Annotated in this window: 2 protein-coding genes; one reads left to right on the top strand and one right to left on the bottom strand. The window is 71.9% G+C overall.

The features are described from left to right. Positions 1-2,002, bottom strand: a 2,002-nt coding sequence (locus AB0C69_RS40485) for a polynucleotide kinase-phosphatase (RefSeq protein ID WP_360361801.1), incomplete at its 3' end; no start/stop codon positions are given. Between the two features lie 131 nt (positions 2,003-2,133). Here AB0C69_RS40485 and AB0C69_RS40480 point away from each other — a divergent pair. Further along, a partial coding sequence (locus tag AB0C69_RS40480) for a transposase (protein WP_360361798.1) occupies positions 2,134-3,138 on the top strand: 1,005 nt, incomplete at its 3' end.

Below are 3,138 nucleotides of genomic sequence, written 5' to 3'. Positions count from 1 at the left end.
GGCTCGCCGTACGCGATTCGGTCTTGGTAGGCACTGATCTCCCCCCACTGTGATCAGTTACGGGGAGGTCGAGCCCCCGCCCGTCCGCCCGCGCGAGCGCGTCGGCCGCCACGGGCAGGGCGGCCCGGGCCGCCGCGCCGGTCGCCGCGTACTGGGTGCGGATGAGGTCCATCGCCTTCGCCGACCACGGCAGCATCTCGCCGTCGAGGACGAGCCATCCGGTGTCCAGTTCGTCCCAGAGCCCCGCCGCGCCGACGGCGGCGCGGAGCCGATCCAGGACCTCGGCCGTGCGGGACGGGTCGCGGAAGAAGGACCGCCCGGTGCGGGTGTAGACGGCGCCGGTCGTCCCGTCGTCCACGCCGAACCGCTCGGCGGCCACCGAGGCGTCGCGGCACACGACCGCCACGGCGCGCGAGCCCATGTGCTTCTCCTCGCACACCACGCGCAGGACGCCCTTGTCCCGGTACGCGGCGAGGGCCTCGGCCGGATGCTCCAGGTATCCCGGCAGGGGCGACGTCTCGGCGGGGGCCATGGTGGGCGGCAGGTAGACGAGCCAGCGCGGGTCCACCGCGAACCGGCTCATCACCTCCAGCGCGGCCAGCGCGTTCTCCTCCCGGACCGAGACGCGGCCCATCAGGCGGGTCTCGACGCCCTGGTTCCCGAGGACGTCCCCGATGTTGAGGACCTCGTTCTCCCGGTGGCCGCCCGCGCTCGCCTTGGCCGGCGCCTCCAGCGGACGCGTCGGCTCGTACCAGACCTGCCGCGCCGGAACCGACGCCAGCTCGCGCTCCGGATACCGCAGCGCCGTCAGCTTCCCGCCGAACACCGCACCGGTGTCCAGGCAGATGGTGTTGTTCACCCACTCCGCCTCCGGGACGGGCGTGTGGCCGTACACGACCATCGCCTTGCCCCGGTAGTCGCGCGCCCACGGGTAGCGCACCGGAAGGCCGTACTCGTCGGTCTCCCCGGTCGTGTCGCCGTACAGCGCGAACGAGCGGACCCGCCCGGACGCGCGGCCGTGGTAGTCCTCCTTGAGCCCGGCGTGGGCCACGACCAGGCGTCCGCCGTCCAGGACGTAGTGGCTGATGAGGCCGTCCATGAACCGCAGCGCGCCGTCGCGGAAGTCCTCATCCTCGGCGGCGAGCTGCTCCAGCGACTCGGCGAGCCCGTGCGCGAGCCGCACCTTGCGCCCGCGCAGCGCGCGGACGAGCTTGGCCTCGTGGTTGCCCGAGACGCACAGCGCGTCGCCGGCGGCCACCATGCCCATCACCAGGCGCAGCACGCCCGGCGAGTCGGGGCCGCGGTCGACCAGGTCGCCGACGAAGACGGCGGTCCGCCCGCCGGGGTGGCTCGCGCCGGCGGCGCGCCCCCGCGCGTCCCGGAGGATCTCGTAGCCGAGGTCGGCGAGGAGATCCTCCAGCTCCGCGCGGCAGCCGTGCACGTCGCCGATGACGTCGAACGGGCCGGTCAGCTCGCGCCTGTCGTTCCAGGCCTTCTCGTACCGGATCGTCGCGGCGTCGATCTCGTCGGGACCGGTCAGGACGTGGACGCGGCGGAACTCGCGGCCGAGCGACCGCATGCCGCGCCGCAGCTCGCGGCGCTGGCGCGGGATGACGTGCGGGGCCAGGTCGCGGTCCGGGCGCCCGGCGTTGCGCTCGGCGGCGAGGCCCTCGGGGACGTCCAGCACGATCGCCACCGACAGGACGTCGTGCTCCTTGGCCAGCTTGAGCAGCGACTCCCGCGCCTTGGTCTGCACGTTGGTCGCGTCCACCACGGTCAGCAGTCCGCGCCGCAGGCGCTTGCCCACGATGTAGTGCAGCAGGTCGAACGCGTCGCCGGTGGCCGACTGGTCGTTCTCGTCGTCCGACACGACCCCGCGGCAGAAGTCCGACGACACCACCTGGGTCGGCTTGAAGTGCTTGCGCGCGAAGTGCGACTTGCCCGACCCGGACACGCCGACGAGCACGACGAGCCCCATCTCCGGGACCTTGATCTCGGTCATCTGGATTCCTCCATGGATGCCCCGGCCGTCAGGCCAGGGAGAAAACGCGCCTCTGCGGAGCAGAGCGGCGAAGCCGGGGCGTTACGACTTCCGTCAGGTCGGCTCGCACCGAAGCTGTTAGAACGTGTGGCATGGCGCGGCAGGTCAAGCGGGCGTTCAAATACCGCTTCTACCCGACCGGCGAGCAGGCGGCTGAGCTGTCTCGCACGTTCGGCTGCGTGCGCATGGTCTACAACAAGGCTCTGGAGGAGCGGACCCGGGCCTGGTACGGCGAGGGGCGCCGGATCTCCTACCCGCAGTCGTCCGCTCTTCTGACGCAATGGAAGAAGACGGCGGAGTTCGCCTTCCTGGCGGAGGTGTCGTGCGTCCCGCTCCAGCAGGCGCTGCGCCATCTTCAGACGGCGTTCGCCAACTTCTTCGCCAAGCGGGCCGCCTATCCGCGGTTCAAGGCGCGCAAGCGGTCGCGTGCGTCGGCCGAGTACACCCGCAGCGCCTTCACCTGGCGCGACGGGCGCCTTACCCTGGCGAAGATGGCCGCGCCGCTGGACATCCGCTGGTCGCGGCCGCTTCCCGAGGGTGTGGAGCCGAGCACGGTGACGGTGTCGCGCGACAGTGCGGGCCGCTGGTTCGTGTCCCTGCTGTGCCAGGACTGCGTCGCCTCCGCCCCCGCCACGGACGCGGCGGTCGGGATCGACGCCGGGATCACTTCGCTGGTGACCCTGTCGACCGGGGAGAAGATCGCCAACCCCCGGCACGAGCGGCGCGACCGCGCCCGCCTGGCCAAGGCGCAGCGCGAGCTTGCCCGCAAGGCCCCCGGCTCGACGAACCGCGACAAGGCCCGCCGCAAACTCGCCCGCGTGCACGCGCGAATCAGCGACCGGCGCCGCGACTTCCTGCACAAGCTGTCGACTCGTCTCGTCCGTGAGAACCAAACGGTCGTGATCGAAGACCTCGCCGTCCACAACCTGCTCAGGAACCGCACGCTCGCTCGCGCCATCTCCGACACGGCGTGGGCGGAACTGCGCGCGATGCTGGAGTACAAGTGCGCCGAGTGCCTGCGCGGCGAGCCGTACCTGTGCATGACCTACCTCGCGCAGTCGTTCTCCGAGCCGGGTTTCACGCTCGGCGACGGCAGC

The sequence above is a fragment of the Actinomadura sp. NPDC048032 genome, assembly GCF_040653175.1.
In the GTDB taxonomy this organism is placed as follows: domain Bacteria; phylum Actinomycetota; class Actinomycetes; order Streptosporangiales; family Streptosporangiaceae; genus Spirillospora; species Spirillospora verrucosospora.
Note: the sequence above shows the minus strand (reverse complement) of the source record. Positions and strands in the feature narration are given on the sequence as shown.